Consider the following 16,414-nt stretch of genomic DNA (forward strand, 5'->3'; position numbering starts at 1 on the left):
GCCCTTTCCTGGTCAGCCCACCGTGGGGGAGGAGAAGGCGAACTGTTCCCGCCGGACCAGGTCGGTGACCTGGGCGGAGCCCACCGCGCGGTCGAACTGGAAGGGGTTGTTGTCGGGCACGCTGCGGGTGCTGCAGTACGCCGACTGCCCTCGCGCGAGCACGAGGTTGGTGCACCGGGCGTTGGCGACGAGGGGGGTCAGGTCGGAGGTCAGGGTCTCGACGTGCATCGAGCTGCCCGTGCCGTTGTAGATCTCGGTCTGGGCCTGCTTCCAGGACGCGCCGACCCCCCAGATGCAGGCGCGGGCCGACAGCCCGGGGAAGACCAGGCTGGAGACCCAGCCGCCGCAGGACGGGTCGGCCGCGGCGGCGCTGCTCGTCCCGGCCAGGCCGGGGGCCGCCACCGTCGCCCCGGCCGCGACCGTCGCGATGAGGGCCCGGAGCAGGGCCCGCGCGGTCCTGGTCCGCCGGCCGCCGTGGTGTCGCTCTGTGTGATGGTGTGTTGACAGCATGCTGTCATGTTGATCGTGCGGGGGAGGGGCGGGCAACGTTCGGTCCATTCAGTGGACCGGGGTCTTCTCCCTGGTCGGCGACCGCCACCGGTTTTCGGAGCGAATCTCGCGATCTCTTGCGTTCCCCATGGAGTTACAGATAGTTATTTGCCAACTACTAACAGTGAGGACTGCGAGTTGACGCTCACACCACCTCTCCGTGCCCTGGTGACGGCGGCCGTCGCCGGGACGCTGCTGCTCTCCACGCTCGCGGCGACCGCCGTCGCCCCCGGGTCGCGGGCGATCGCCGACACCGCGCGCAGGCCGGTCCACCAGGCCGCCGGGACCCCCTGCGTCCGGCACGGCCAGGCCAACTACCCCGTCGAGTACTACTGGAAGAACGCGCTCGGCATGCGGCTGGGCAGCGGCTCGATCTCCGTCACCACCTCGCCCTCGCTGTGGGGCGGCCAGATCGCGCCGGGGAGCACCTTCACCGTCACCCTCACCCACCGCACGGCCCAGTGGCCGCTGCTGGTCCGCACCTACACGACCATGTGGGACGTGTCGTCCCTGCTGGCCTCCGCGGACATCGTGGGCGGCGTGCGGAACGGCACGATCAGCGGCAACACGCTGAGCATCCAGTCGCCGGGCACCAAGACCGACCCGGCCCCGGCGGTCATCACCTTCCGCGTCAGGCAGGGCACCGTCGGACGCGGCATGACCATCCGCCCGACGGGGATCAGCAGCGTCATCGCCGCCCCCGGCCAGCTCGGCAACAACACCGCCGCGCCCGCCATCCAGATCGTGGACGGGCAGTCCATCTCGCCCACCAGGGCCGCCGATGACACCGCCGCCACCACCGAGAACACGGCCGTCACCGTGCCGGTGCTGGCCAACGACACCGCGACCGCGCCGGTGATCAGCAGGGTCACCCAGCCGGCCCACGGCACGGCGCGGATCTCCGGCGACAAGGTGATCTACACGCCGGACCAGGACCGCGCGGGCACCGACCGCTTCACGTACACCATCGAGACCGCCTGCGGCACCGGCACCGCCACGGTCACGGTCACCGTCGCCTGCACCCGCGAGCCCATCAACCTGGTCAACGGCAGCTTCGAGACGCCCGCGGTGAACCGCTACGAGTGGGACATCCCCGACGCCTCCACCAACCCCTCCGTCGGCTGGCACACCACCGCCTCCGACCGCAGGCTGGAGTTCTGGAACAGCTCCAGCGGCGTACCGGCGGCCGACGGCCGGCAGTTCGCCGAGCTCAACGCCAACGAGGTCGCCACGCTCTACCAGGACGTCCCCACCGTTCCCGGGACCGTGATGACCTGGTCGCTGTACCACCGGGGCCGGGCCGGCACCGACGTGATGCGGGTGCTCGCCGGCGCGCCGGGAGCCACCGCCGCGCAGACCCCCGACGGGGCCTCCTCGCCCGACATCTCCGACGGCAACACCGCCTGGGGCCGCTACACCGGCAGCTACGTCGTGCCCGCCGGGCAGACCGTCACCCGCTTCGCCTTCGAGTCGGTGTCGGCGGCCGGCGGGAACCCGGCGATCGGCAACTTCCTCGACGGCGTCGTCTTCCAGACGCCGCCCTGCCTGCCCATGTCCGGCGACGGAGCCTCCAGGACCGCGACCAAGGCCCGCCGCACCTGACGACCTCCCGGCGCGGACCACCCGTCCGCGCCGGACCCGTCAGTGCAGCGGAGCGTACGGCTCCCACAGGGCCGCGAGTGCCGCCACGGCCGCGAGGGCGACGAGCTGCATGACCACGATGCCCCGACGCCGGCGCCACCAGGCTGCGACCACGGTGACGATCAGGATCAAGGCCGTGACCGCGAACGAGCCGTAGGCGACGGTGGAGCGGAAGGTCATCTCCGCCTGCCACTGCGCGGGGGAGGGGTCTCGGCCCGAGCAGAGCACGGTGGCGCCGTCGCACAGCACCCCCCGGTTACGTGCCCGGTCGATGGCGAACCCCATGGCCATGAACAGGACCACGTTCCCGATCAGCGCTGCGACGGCGGTGACACCGCGCCCGGTCAAGTCGTCCGTCTTCACGGGCGAAGCCTAGGGACCGCGGCTCCGGCGCGCATCCCACCGGTGCGGCCGGGCCGCTGTCGATCAGGCGGGTCGATCAGGCGGGCCGGTCGGGGGCGCGTCCGGCGAGGGTGCGCGCGGTGTGCAGGCACCACTCGCGCATCTCGCGCTGGAAGCGGCAGCCGGCCAGGCCCGACAGGTACGGGCCGATCCTGCGCCCCTCCCGCAGGAACGACTCCTCGTCGAGGTCGCCGCGCAGGCGGACGAGCATCTTCTCGAACAGGGCGAGCCTGGCTCCGGCCTCCCGGGCCCGCTCGTGCAACTGGGCCACCACGGTCGCGGTGTCGAGGAAGTCGACGGTGTGCACCTTGACGATCAGCTCGTCCCGTATGAGCAGCGGTTTCGGCGCGGCGGCGGCGAAGGCGGCCAGTTCGCCGAGGCCGGCCTCGGTGACGGTGAACACGCGCTTGTTGGGCCGCCCCCGCTGGACCACCTCCTGCCCCGCGACCAGGCCCGCGCTCTCCAGCCTGGCCAGTTCCGCGTAGAGCTGCTGCGGGGCGGCGTGCCAGAAGTTGGCGACCCCCACCGCGAAGATCTTGGCCAGCTCGTAGCCGCTCAGCTCGTCGTCGAGCAGGGCTCCGAGCACCGCGTGCCGCAGCGCCATTCCTATTCACATCCGTGAGTAGTCATGAAGGTGACTATAAAGGGCCGCCACTGTCCGGCGCCACAGCGGTACGGCGCGCGTCCGGCGGATGGCCGCAGCCGGACGTCCGGCTTGTCTGACGGGTCGAATCCGCGCGAGCTGACCGGCCGGGAAACGCCCGCCGCCGAGTTCGGCGGCTCGCCGCCCGTCCGGGGAGGCGGTATCGGGCTGACCGGCGGACGTGCGATGTCAAGTCCGATAATCCGGCTCTGGCGTGGCGTATCAATGATGTAACCATCCGGGTAGATAGCCCTCTTCCTCCGGATCGGCGAGCATGAGGCGGCCGAATCGGGGGGCTTACATGCTGAGGGGGGACTTCCGCGTGCGCAGTGACGCCTCGTTGCCGAGCTACCAACGTCTTTTCGGACATCTCGACCTGCGGACGGGCGACGAGGCCCGTTCCGTCCACTCTCCGGCGGCCTACCTGACCGACCTGCTCACCTTCCTGCAGGAGACCTTCCACGACGTCTCCCTGCTCAGCCGCCGGCCCGGCATCGCGCGGGTCAAGCTCGACGAGGAGGGCACCTTCACCGCGCTGCCCTACCTCGACATCGTCAACGAGGTGCTCGAAGCCCTGGTCGGCCCGGACCCGTACGCACGGATGGCCGGCCTGCGCCACCCGCACGACCTGCCCTTCTCCCTGGACGCCGCGCGGTTCGCCACCTACCTCAAGCACCTGGGCGTGGACCCGGTCGAGTTCGCCCTGCTGTTCGCCGCCCGGATCGACCCCGACCGGGTCACCCGCGACCACCTCGGGCTGACCGTCGCCGACGTCGATCTCATCTCCGTCGCCCGGCCCGACGCCGCCTCGCTCGCCGCCGCGTACGGACTGCGGCCCGCGCGGGACGGGCAGGAGGCGGAGCCGGTCTCGGCGTTGTACGACATCGACCGCTTCCTGTCGGCCACCTCGCTGACCGGCGAGGACCTGCGCGAACTGCTCTACCAGGACGCCGAGGAGGAACGTTCCAGAAGCGGGTTCTGGGTGCACCAGGGCGCGGTGGTGAACGTCGCCGACGACGAGCGCTCGCTCGTGCTGGCCTCCGGCGGCCAACCGCCCGACGCCTGGCTCGACCGCGCCCACCGCTTCGTCCGGCTCGCCCGCAGGACCGGCCTGTCGTTCACCGACCTGGACCGGGTGGCCGCCGCCGTCTCCACCGAGCTGAGCCCGCTCGCGCTGCGCGCCGTGGCCGCCGCCGTCCACCTGCACCGCACCCACGACGTGCCGTACGAGCTGATCGAGGCGCTCATCTCCAGGCCGCTGCCCAAGGAGATCAAGGACGGCCCGTTCCCCGCGGGCGACATCCTGGCGCCGCAGAACCGCGTCTACCGCCGCCGGGTGGCACGTTCCATCGACCTGCCGGAGACCGAGCTGGCCGAGGTGGTCGGCCGCCTGCGCGCCCGCTACGCCGGTCCGCTGGAGGAGAGCCCGTTCGACCGGGGCATCGACCGCTCCGGCCTGCTCGTGCTCAACCGGGTGGCCCGGCTGACCCGCGCCCTCGGCCTGTCCGTCGCGGAGTTGTTCGCCGTGATCGACGCGCTGGAGGCGGACCCGGCCATCGAGCGCCGCTCGACCTTCCCGGTGCTGCCGGTGCTCGACGGGCGCTCGGGCGACATCCACCGCATGCTCGAACGCGACGACGACCCGATCGCCTCGCTCTGGCTGGCGCAGACGGTGTTCGAGGTCGTGGCCTGGATGCGGACGTGGGGGCTGTCCGGGGAGGACCTGACCGCCATGCTCGGCGAACCGGCCACCACCGAGTCGGAGGAGGAGCAGGCCCAGGTCGTCGCCGGGATCGCCGACGGCTTCTCCGGCCTGGCGCTGGCCCCCGACCTGCTGGTCTCCGACCGGTTCGACGAGCGGGCCGCGCGCAGCCTGTTCGAGGCGCTGGGCGCGGCCGGCGACGGCGTGCTCTCCCCGCACGACCCGCGCCTGCTGCGGATCGACCCCGGCGCGCTCCCCGCCGCCGCGTACGAGGCGGTGGGCCGGCTCGCGCTGCTGACCGAGGGCGACTTCACCGGGCTCGGCCTGGGCGACCGGCCGGCCGGGAAGATCTTCGCCAACCTCGTCATCCGGGGCGTCGTCCAGGCCGACGGGCAACTCGCCGACGCCGACGTGCCCGCCGGGCTCGCCCTGGCCGGGGACTTCTCCGCGCACCGGGAGACGGTGTTCGGGCTGATCGCCGCGCTGGAGGGCACGTTCTACCCGTCCGACCTGGCCACCGCGCTGCCGCGGCTGTCCGAGGCCGACCTCGCCGAGCTCTACGACAACCTGGTGCACAACGGCTACCTCGGCGAGGACGGCGAGGTCCTCGACCCCGAGACGTTCGCCGACCCCGCGCAGGCCGCCGGCTTCCGCGTCAACGCGCCGCTCGACGACGTCGCGTCCGCCGTCCGGGCGCTGCTCAGGGAGCGGATCGACGCATGGCGGGCGGCCCGGATCACGCTAGACCCGGCCGTCTTCGACGAGCTGCGGCTGAGCGAGGAGGAGACGGGCGCGCTCATCGAGAGCCTGCGCTTCAACGGCGTCCTGGACGCCGACGGCGGCTACCGCGACAAGACCGCCCTGGCCGCGCTCGACCCGGCCGGACTCGGCCTCGCCCTGGAGTTCCACCCGGTCCGGCGCGCCGTGCTGGAGGGGATGCGGGCCCAGCTCGCGGCGGTGCGGGCGGACCTGCTGCGGCTCGGCCCCGCCGACTTCGCCGGCCTGGCCGACGACGCCATGGCCGCCCGGGTGATCGGCCGGCTGGAGGGCGAGGTCCTCGACGGGGGCCGTGTCCTGGAGGACGTGCGCGACGGGTTCGCCGACGCCGACGGCACCCTCGACCTCGGCGAGGGCTTCACCGCCGAGGACGGGGACCTGGTCTTCGAACGCGTCGCCGCCATCATCCGGGCGCAGGCCCCCTACCGTCTCGACACCGGGGCCCTGACCGGCCTCGGCTTCACCGACGACGAGCGCGCCCGGCTGGTCGAGACGCTGATCGAGGCCGGCCACCTGACCGCGACGCTCGGCGTGCCCGAGCGGCGGGCCGCCGCCTTCAGGACCGTCACCGGCGCGATCGACTTCACCCTGCCCGGCCTGCAGGACTACGCCAAGGACGTCTTCTTCCTGCTGCACGCCGTGGCCAGGGAGCACGCCGACGCCGCCGCCGAACTGGCCGGCACCCTGCGCGAGCTGGCCGGGCACCAGCACGACAGCCTGCTCACCCTGCTGCAGGACGTGTTCGGCGTGCCCGGCCCGGTCGTCGAGGCGATCGCCGCGGCCGTGACGCCCGCCGCGCTCGACGTGCTCGTGGCCCCGACGCTCGGCGCGCGCACCACGGCCGGCCCCGGCGCGCCGGGGCCGGACTTCCGGCGCGTCTACCGGCGCATGCGCCGCTTCGCCCGGCTGGCCGCCAAGTTCGCCCTGGACGCCGACGAGGTCACCGTGGCCTTCCGCGACCAGGACCTGGTCGGCAAGTTCCCCGAGCCGCTGGCCCTGCCGCCCGGCCACGACCGCTTCGACGCGCTGCTGACCGGCCACGACGGCCTGATCCACGCCTTCCACGGCGACGTCTACTGGACCTACTCCGCCCGCACCCTGGCACCGGACGACGCGCCGCCCAGACCGCTGACCGAACTGTCGCCGCACTTCGCCGGCCTGTCCGCGATCGACGCGGCCTTCACGCTGCCCGACGGCACCGAGTGGATCGTCGGCCGCGGCCCCGGCCGCGTCTCGTCGTCCTTCACCCGCGAGCCCGGCGGCACCCGCTGGGCCCCGAAGGAGCAGCTCTGGGGCAGGGTGCGCGACAACTTCGCCAAGCCCAAGCGGATCGACGGGGCCTACGTCGACCCCGAGGGCCGCACCCACCTGTTCGCCGGCGACCAGTACCTGCGCTACTCCGGCGACGACTTCGGCCAGGCCGACGAAGGCTTCCCCAGGGCGATCGGCGAGTGGTGGCAGGGCGACGTCCCGCTGCCCGAGCCCTTCCACGACGCGATCGACGCCGTCTTCCACGGGCACGACGGCCGTACGTACGTGCTGTCCGGGGAGCACGCCTTCGACGGCGTCACCGAGCAGCCGCTCACCGAGCGGTGGGGCCGCCTGCGCAACGCCTTCGACGGCGCCGCCGGCATCGACGCGGCCTACGCCGGAGCCGAGGGCTACCTGCTGTTCCGCGGCGACCAGGTGGCGTGCTACACCGACAGCCCGGAGAACGACGGCGTCCGCGTGGCCGAGGGCTACCCGCGGCGCGTCCAGACGTGGCGGCAGGACGTGCCGGCCGAGTTCGCGTCCGGGGTCGAGGCGGCGTTCGAGGACGGCTCCGGCACCGTCCACCTGTTCGGCGGCGGCAGGACCGTGGCGCTCGGCGAGACGGGCGGCGCGGTGACGCCGACCGCCGGGAAGTGGGGCCTGCTGGCCGAGGTGCTGCCCGGCGGCCGGGTGGACGCCGCGTTCGCCGGCCTCGACGGCCGGACGTACCTGTTCAGCGGCGAGCGCTACCTGCGCTACTCCGGGGCCGACTACTCCGTCGTGGACCTCGGATACCCGCGCGCGATCTCCGGCGACTGGGGCGGGCTCGACCGGGTGGACGCCGCGTTCGTGATGGACGGCGCGACCCACCTGTTCGGGCCGGTCGGGCTCATCCTCGACCTGCCGGGGGAGTTCGGCGCGGGCCTGGCCGAGGGCACCTGCCCGCCCGCGCTGTGCCGCCGCCTTCAGCAGCACGGCGTCGTCGTCGCCCCGGCGGCCGAGGTGAGCGGGGCCGCGCCCGAGTGGCGGGTCGTCGCCGAGGGCGGCATCGGGCTGACCATCCGGGTCGCCGGCGGACGCCTCCGGGTGCTCGGCGACGACACCCCGTTCCACGTGCGCTACTCCACCCGCGACTACACCACCCCCGACGAGGGCTTCCCCCGGCCGTCGGCCGAGAACTGGCTGAACCTGCCCGACACCTTCACCAGCATCGACGCCGTCCTCACCGGCCGCGACAACCGCACGTACCTGTTCAGCGGCGACCACTTCGTGGTCTTCGACGACCGGCACCGCTGGTGGAGCGAGCCGAAGAGCCTGGCCGGGCACTGGGACAGCCTGACCTTCGGCCACGTGGACGCCGCGTTCACCGGCTTCGACGGCCGCACCTACCTGTTCTCCGACGACCAGTACGCCCGCTACTCCACCGCCGACTACACCGAACTCGACGACCGCTACCCGGCGACGACCACCACCTTCTGGGGCAACGTGGTCAACACCATCCAGCGCACCGGCCGCGTGGACGCCACCCTCGTCATGGACGTGACCGAGAAGGAGGACGGGGCCGACGTCACCCGCACCTACACGTACCTGTTCTCCGGCGACCAGTACGTCCGTTACCGCGACCACGACTACACCGCGATCGAGAACGGCTACCCGCGCGCCCTGTCGGCGCTGTCGGGGGAGCCGCGCCTGGGCGCGCTGAACGTCGTCCTCGACGGGGTGGACGCGGCCTTCGCCGACCGGCGCACCGTCTACCTGTTCCGCGGCGGCCGGTGGCACGCCGTCTCCGACGGCCCGCACCGCTCCTACGAGCTGCCCGGCGTCACGGCCGCCTACCTCGACCAGGGTTCGGTCATGGTGCAGACCGCCGGCGGCTGGCGGCGGCAGCACGCCCTGGAGGGCCCCGACCGGCACGAGCCGGTACGCCCGCCCGCGCTGCGTGCCGTCCCCGCCGCCTACCGCGACGGCCTCGACGCGGTGCTGACCGGGGCCGACGGGAACACGTACCTGTTCAAGGGGCCGATGTGCTTCAACACGGCCATCGGCAAGGACTACCCGCTCGACGAGGAGTGGGGCCGGCCACGCAACACGATCTACCAGGACGGCACGGTGGACGCCGCGTTCGTGGGCCGCGACGGCAGGACGTACCTGTTCAGCGGGGACCAGTTCGTCGTGTACGGGGAGGCCGCCGACGTCATCGACGGCGAGCCCAGGCCCATCGCCGCGCACTGGGGCGGCCTGACCAGCGTCACGCTGGCCTACCACCGCGACGGCCGCACCTACCTGTTCGAACGCCCGGACGCCACCGGGACGATGCGCCACGTCGTCTACACCGGCGACGAGGGCCCCTACGGGCGGCCCGACCCCGGCTACCCGTCGCTCACCGACGAGACCTTCTGGAAGGCGCCGGACGGCTTCCCCATGCCGGACGCGGTGCTGTTCGAGGGGCAGACGATGGTGCTGCTCAGCGGCACGCGCTGCGTGCAGTTCAGCGAGGCCACCGGCATGTGGTCCTACCCGCGCCCGATCGAGCGCGTCTGGCGCGGCTTCACCGTGGCGGGCGGCGACCGGCTGAAGACCGCCTTCACCGCGTCCGACGGGGCCACCCACTTCTTCTTCACCGGCACGTTCACCACCTACGCCGGCGGCGCGTTCACCGCGCCCGTCCGGATCCGCGAGCGCTGGGGCCGTTCGCTCAACGCGTTCGGCTCGGCCGTGGACGCGGCCGTGGTCTTCGGCGGCCACACGTACGTGTTCGGCGGCGGCCGGTACGTCCGCTACACCGGCCCGGACTACCGCTACATCGACCCCGGCTACCCCAAGCCGATCGTGCGCGAGCTGCGCAGGGAGGCGGCCTTCGCCGGGCTGCCCGAGTCGTTCGACGACCTGGCCGCCGCCCACGGCGTCACCGCGGCGGTCGCGGGCGGGCGCACCGCCTGCCTGTTCACTGGCGACGTCGTGCACGCCGTCTCGGCGACGCCGGCCGCGACGTACCCGATCGGGCTGCTGGGCCGGGTGCGCAACACGATCGCCGACCGCGGGAAGGTGGACGCCGCGCTGGTCCGCGGGCAGCACACCTTCCTGTTCTCCGGCGACCAGTACGTCCGCTACACCGGCGCCGACTACCGGTACGTGGACGAGGGCTTCCCGCGCACGATCGCCGGGGACTGGGGCAGCCTGCCGCCCGAGTTCGAGGACGGCGTGGACGCCGCCTTCGCCAAGGACGGCAAGATCTACTTCTTCAAGGGCGAGCGCTGCACCGCCGACGGCGTCCCCGGCCCGATCGCCGGCCGGTTCGGCCCCGTCCGCAACACCTTCGCCGCCGAGCCGGTCATCGACGCCGCGTTCGTCGGCCGCCGGGGCGAGCTGTACGTCTTCGCCGGCGACCAGTACGTCCGTTACGCCCCCGGCACGCTCGACGTCGCCGAGCCCGGCCACCCCCGCACGATCAAGGACGACTGGGGCGACCTGCCGGGCACCTTCGAGGACGGGATCACCGGCGCGTTCACCCTCGGGCAGGCCGTCTACCTGGCCAAGGACGACCAGTACGTGCGCTACTCCGGCCGCCTGACCGCCGTGGACCGCACGTTCCCGCAGCCGTTCCGGCACCGCTGGTCCGACGCGGCCGACTACCGGCTGAGCGACGTGCACACCATCGTCGCCTTCGCCGACCTCAGCCACCGCCACCCCGGCCTGGCCGAGCTGCTGGCGCGCGGCGCGGCCGACCCGTACGAGCGGCTGTGCGCGCTGTTCCCGTGGGAGCTCGACGAGCTGCGCTGGGTCAAGCGCAACGCGGGCCTGATCACCGCGTTCCCCGAGGAGGAGGACCGGTTCGAGATCGAGTTCGTGCTCAAGCTCGTCCGCCTGTTCGCGGTGGCCGCCAAGATGGGCGCGGGCCCGTCGGCGCTGCACGAGGCCACCGCCGACACCCTGGCGGCGCTGCTGCCCGAGGCGGCCGTCCCGATCGCGCACGACGCCCTCAACGTGCTCAAACGCGACGCGCTGGTGGCCGCGGCGCTGCACCTGCACCCCGAGCCGGCCGCCGACGCCGCCACGATCTACGAGCAGACCCTCGTGGACGTCGAGACGGGCCCCGAGGCCACCACCTCCCGGGTCCGCGAGGCCATCGCCGCCACCCAGCTCTACCTGCACCGCTACCTGCTCGACCTGGAGACGCTGCCCGCCGGGCAGGAGGTCAAGCAGAGGCTGCGCACCTGGTGGCAGTGGCTGAAGAACTACCGGATCTGGGAGGCCAACCGGAAGGTCTTCCTCTACCCCGAGAACTACCTGCGGCCCGAGCTGCGCGACACCAAGACGCCCGCGTTCCGCAAACTGGAGGACGACCTCCTCCAGGGCGAGATCACCGCCGAGACGGTGCGGCGCGCGTACATGGCCTACCTCGACGAGTACACCGAGGTCAGCCGGCTGGCCATCGCCGGCGCGTACGTCTACCGGGCCGACGGCGACGCCGACGGGACCCGGCAGCTCGTCCTGTTCGGGCGTACCCGTACCGATCCGCGCCGGTGGTACCTGCGGGAGGCCGAGTTCCGCGACGGGCAGCGCCTGTCGGCGAGCTGGGGCCCGTGGGAACAGGTGGACGTGCAGATCGACGCCGACCACGTGGACCCCGTGCACGCCTTCGGCCGGGTCTTCGTCTTCTGGACGCTCGCGGAGCCCGTCGCGCCCGAGGACTCCGGCCGGACCGTCATCACCGCCACGGCCGACGGCGACACCCAGAACGTCTCCGCGCCGCCGCCGCAGCACCGGGTGCGCATCCTCTACACCTTCCAGAACCTCAACCGCGCCTGGGTGGCCCCGCAGACGCTGCCGCCCGGCCCGCCGCACGACGGCCCGATCACCGTCGGGGGCCTGTCGGTGCAGGCTTCGGCCACCGTCCCGGGCGAGGGCAGCCACGACTCGATCGTGGTGTCCTGCGCGTACGAGGCCGGGGGAGCCGGCCACGCGGTGTCGTACGCGCTCACGCCCGAGCTGTACCCCGTCGAGATCGCCAGGCCCGCCCAGCCCGCCAAGCTGATCGAGCTCGACAAGGTCTTCGCCGAGCCGGTCGGCGGCGTGGTCCGGTTCAACATGCCGGCCAGGTCGCCCGACGGACCGTGGTTCAGCGTGGACCACAAGGGCGGCAGCTTCCTCGTCCGCCCGGTCATCGCCGACCCGGGCGAGGACCCGCCGCTGCTGGAGCTCAAGGGCGCGGACGGCGGCAACGCCCACCGCCTGCCCGTCTGGGCCGGCATCGACGCCGCCTTCGAGCACGACGGCACCCGCTACTTCTTCAACAACGCCGCCGACGAGTACCTCGCCGTCCCCGCGGGCGAGCAGCCGGCGGCCACCGGCGAGAGCACCTCGGCCCGCTGGGGCAACGTGCCCGACGGGGAACTGGCCACCACCGGCCAGGTGGACGCGGTGCTGACGCGCGGCGAGTCCACCTACGTCTTCACCGGCCGCGAGTACTACCGCTTCCGGGGGCCGCTCACCGACGGGAAGATGGACCTCGGCTACCCCCGGCGGCTCGACGCCAACCGCGAGGAGCTGCCCCGCTGGACCTCGATCAACGCCGCGTTCACCTGGGACGGCTCCGAGTACTTCATCAGCGGCGACTCCTACGCCCAGCGCGACCTGGAGACCGGCGCGTTCGTCGCGAGCGGGCAGGTGCGCGAGAAATGGCGGATCCCCGAGCGGGCCCGCGTGCGCTCCGGGCTGGTCAAGGGCGACGACCTGCTGCTGATCTTCGGCGAGACGTACACGAGGTACGTGCGCGGCGTCCCGGACGACGGCTACCCGCGCGGCCTGGACAACGGCAACCCCGACGGCCTGCCGGGCAAGTTCCGGGTGGCGGCCGACGTGCGCGGCACGCCGTACTTCTTCGGCGACAAGACCTACACCGTGGGCGCCGAGACCACCCGTCGCCTCACCCGGCCGCTCGGGAAGATCGCCACGGCGCTCAACACCACCGGCAAGGTGGACGCGGCCTACCTCTCCGGCGACCGGCTCTTCCTGACCAGCGGCCTGGAGTACTACCGCTACACCCTGGCGGACGGCCGGCTCCCGTCGATCGCCGACGCCGGCTACCCGAAGCCGCTGCCGCGCCCCGTGCACGCCGCCTTCCAGCGCGGCGAGCAGCGCTACCTGTTCAGCGGCACGGACTACACCGTCATCCCGGCCACCCGGGAACCCGCCGAACTCGGCGCGTTCAGCCCGATCGAGGGCGGCTGGCTGTCGATGCCGCCCGACTTCGCCACCACCTACACCGGCGCGCTGGACACCGCCGTGCACCTGTTCCTGTTCGTCGGCGGCGGCTACGCCGTCTACTCCAAGACGGCCGCCGTCCAGCGGCCCTACGAGTACGCGATCCTGCCGCACGAGGTCGTCCGGCTGACCTCCAGCACGGCGTTCGAGCTGAACCGCAGGCTCCTGGTCGGCGGCGTGCCCGCGCTGCTCGCCCCCGAGACGCAGGAGATCGACGAGCTGCCCGCCTTCAGCACGGCGGCGTCGGACTCCACCACGATCCAGGTGCGCGACGCCGACACCGTGGCCGGCGTGCCGGTCAGCACCCATCTGGACTTCCAGAGCGCCAACGGCCGCTACTACTGGGAGATCTTCTTCCACGCGCCGCTGCTCATCGCCCAGGCGCTCAACGCCGCCCAGCGCTTCGCCGACGCCAAGACCTGGTACGAGTACGTCTTCGACCCCACCGAGCAGGAACGGTACTGGCGCTTCCTGCCCTTCCTCGCGGTCGATCTGCGCGCCCTGGCCGCCGGCTGCCGGGCGGACCTGGAGAACCTGCCGCCGTCCACCGGGCAGGCGCTCGGCCCGGTGCTCGACGACGTCGAGTCGCTGGCCCCGCTGTTCGAGCACGCCCGCGCGTGCACACCCGCCGACCTGGCCCTGCTCGACGGCCTGCCCGCCCGGGTACGGCCGTTCGAGGACGTCGAGCGGCTGCGCGAGAAGCTCGGCATGATCGCCAACCTGCGCCGCCAGTACGACCTGATGGGCGACCACGACGCGCTGCTGAAGGCGTACCGGGACGACCCGTTCGACCCGCACGCCATCGCGGAGCTGCGCCCGTCGGCCTACCGCCGGGCCGTCGTCATGGCCTACCTCGACAACGTGCTCGACTGGGGTGACGTGCTGTTCCGCCAGTACACGGCCGAGAGCCTCGACGAGGCCAGGATGCTCTACGTCCTGGCGTTCGACCTGCTGGGCAAGCGCCCGCAGGCCGTCGGCGGGCGGCACCTGACGGCGGCGCGGACCTTCGCGGAGATCGACGCGACCCCGCCCGCCGACCCGCCCGCCGACCCGTACGCCGAGGTCATCACCGGCGGCGGCACCCTGCTCGACGGCATGGGGGCCATCCACCGCGGCGTGGGCAACGGCTACTTCTTCATCCCGGGGAACACCGCGCTGGGCGAGTACTGGGACCGTGTCGAGGACCGGCTGCGCAAGCTCAGGGCCTCGCTCGACATCATGGGCGTCAGCCGGCCGCTGCCCCTGTTCGAGCCGCCCGCCGACGTGCTCGCGCTGGTGCGGGGCGCGGCGGCGGGGCCGGCCCCCGACCAGGTCGTGGCCGGCCTGTCGGCGCAGGTGCCGACCTACCGGTTCGGTTTCCTGTTCCGCAGGGCGCAGGACCTGGTCGACAAGCTGCGCGGCTTCGGCGGCGACCTGCTGGGCGTGCTCGAACGCCGCGACGCCGAGGAGCTGACCCTGCTGCAGAACCGGCAGGAGGGCAACATCCGGCGGATGACGCGGGCCGTGCGGGAGGCCCAGGTCGAGTCGGCCGCGGAGGGCCTGGGCCAGGTCGAGGCCGCCCTCGACGCCGCCGCGGCCCGGCAGGCGTACTACGAGGGCCTGATCGCCAACGGCCTCACCGCCCTGCAGAAGTCGCAGATCCAGGCCATGACCGACGGCGTGAACTCGCACTTCACCTCCGCCGGGCTGAAGATCGGCGCGGCCCTCGCCTACGCCGCCCCGCAGGTCCTGGCCGGCCCGTTCATCCTGGGCACGATGATCGGCGGCGAGCAGGTCGGCAAGGTCCTCGATGTCGGGGCCGAGATCGCCGAGACCCTCGGCGAGGCGTTCAGCATGCTCGGCGAGCTGTACGGCGTGCGCGCCGAGCAGGAACGCCAGGAGGGCGACTGGTCCGCCCAGCTCACGCAGGCCAAGGCCGACCAGCGCGAGCTCGCCCACCAGATCGCCGCCGCCCGGGCCGGGCTCGTCTCCGCGCAGCGCGAGCTGGACCTGGCTGACCAGGCGATCGCCGACCAGGAGGCCGTCGTGACCTTCCTGACCGGCAAGTTCACCGACCTGGAGCTCTACCGGTGGCAGGCGGGCCGGCTGGCGTCGATGTACTTCGCCTCCTACGGCCTGGCCCACGAGATCGCCAAGGCGGCCGAGCGTGCCTTCCAGTACGAGCGGGGCGTCCCGGAGTCCTACATCCAGCCGGTCTACTGGGAGAGCCGGCGCAACGGCCTGCTGTCGGGCGAGGCGCTCTCGCTCGACCTCGAACGGCTGGGCGCCGCCTACACCGCCTCCGACCGCCGCGGCCTGGAGATCACCAAGCGGATCTCCCTGCTCCAGCTCGACCCGCTGGCGGTGCTCGCGCTGAAGAACGACGGCCGCTGCGAGTTCGCGCTGACCGAGGAGCTGTACGACCGGGACTTCCCCGGGCACTACCGGCGGAGTATCAAGACCGTCTCGGTCGTGTTCGCGGGCCCGGAGGGGCCGCTCGACGTCAACGCCGTGCTCACCCAGACCGGGCACAAGACCGTGCTCGCCCCGGACGCCAGGGCGGTGCGCTACCTGCTCGACGGCAAGGGCGACGCGCCCGCGTCGGTCCGCTCGGACTGGCGGCCCGGCCAGCAGATCGCGTTGTCCGACACCGAGCCGAACCGCGACAACAACGGCCTGTTCGAGCTGCGCTTCGACGACGACCGCTACCTGCCGTTCGAGGGCACGGGCGCGGTGTCGAACTGGCGCATGGAGCTGACCGGCCGGCGTCCGTACGACCTGTTCGACGTGGTCGTGACCGTCAAGTACACCGCCGAGCAGGGCGGGGACGTCTTCGCCAACGCGGTGCGCGGGATGCGGCGGCCGTACGCGGCGGCGCGCTACATCGACGTGGCCGGCGAGTTCCCCGAGCAGTGGCAGGCCCTGCTCGACGGCGGCGACCTGGTGCTGCCGATCGTGCCGGAGATGTTCCTCGACCTGACCGGCGACCAGATCACCGGCCTGTACGCGCGCTACGAGGTGGCCACGTGGGGCTCGGCCCGGCTGCGGCTCAACGGGCGGCTCATCGACGACAGGACGGCGGTCCAGATCCCCGGCCTGCGCACCGGCGACTGGACGCTGACCGTGGACGGCGACCGGGAATCCCTGATCAACGTCGGCCTGGTCCTGTCGTACCGGGCTGGCTGACGTCCCGGCGCCGTTGCGCC

At 72.8% G+C, this 16,414-nt stretch carries 5 protein-coding genes; 2 read left to right on the plus strand and 3 right to left on the minus strand.

Annotation, left to right across the window (positions count from 1 at the left end):
- Positions 1–12: 12 nt before the first annotated feature.
- A complete protein-coding gene (locus FAF44_RS16160; protein ID WP_237103980.1) occupies positions 13–510 on the minus strand; it encodes a hypothetical protein in 498 nt (165 codons plus the stop codon).
- Between the two features lie 177 nt (positions 511–687).
- Here FAF44_RS16160 and FAF44_RS54680 point away from each other — a divergent pair, with 177 nt between their 5' ends.
- Positions 688–2,151 carry an Ig-like domain-containing protein gene (locus tag FAF44_RS54680; RefSeq protein WP_272894590.1) on the plus strand — a complete coding sequence of 488 codons (1,464 nt, stop codon included), beginning with the start codon at positions 688–690 and terminating at the stop codon, positions 2,149–2,151.
- A 39-nt stretch (positions 2,152–2,190) separates the two neighbouring features.
- Here FAF44_RS54680 and FAF44_RS16170 read toward each other — a convergent pair whose 3' ends face one another.
- A complete protein-coding gene (locus FAF44_RS16170) occupies positions 2,191–2,553 on the minus strand; it encodes a hypothetical protein (RefSeq protein ID WP_237103981.1) in 363 nt (120 codons plus the stop codon).
- Positions 2,554–2,629: 76 nt separating this feature from the next.
- Positions 2,630–3,196 carry a PadR family transcriptional regulator gene (locus FAF44_RS16175; protein ID WP_237103982.1) on the minus strand — a complete coding sequence of 189 codons (567 nt, stop codon included), beginning with the start codon at positions 3,194–3,196 and terminating at the stop codon, positions 2,630–2,632.
- A 340-nt stretch (positions 3,197–3,536) separates the two neighbouring features.
- On the opposite strand from FAF44_RS16175, the gene FAF44_RS16180 reads away from it, so the two are divergent.
- Positions 3,537–16,394 carry a hemopexin repeat-containing protein gene (locus FAF44_RS16180; protein WP_237103983.1) on the plus strand — a complete coding sequence of 4,286 codons (12,858 nt, stop codon included), beginning with the start codon at positions 3,537–3,539 and terminating at the stop codon, positions 16,392–16,394.
- Positions 16,395–16,414: the final 20 nt, after the last annotated feature.

Origin of the sequence: Nonomuraea sp. MG754425 (assembly GCF_021699195.1) — a bacterium.
Lineage (GTDB): Bacteria > Actinomycetota > Actinomycetes > Streptosporangiales > Streptosporangiaceae > Nonomuraea.

Bases quoted from the DNA above. Each gene is read 5' to 3' on its own strand.
- FAF44_RS16160 (WP_237103980.1), bottom strand. From the start codon at position 510: ATGCTGTCAACACACCATCACACAGAGCGACACCACGGCGGCCGGCGG.
- FAF44_RS16175 (WP_237103982.1), bottom strand. From the start codon at position 3,196: ATGGCGCTGCGGCACGCGGTGCTCGGAGCCCTGCTCGACGACGAGCTG.
- FAF44_RS16180 (WP_237103983.1), top strand. From the start codon at position 3,537: ATGCTGAGGGGGGACTTCCGCGTGCGCAGTGACGCCTCGTTGCCGAGC.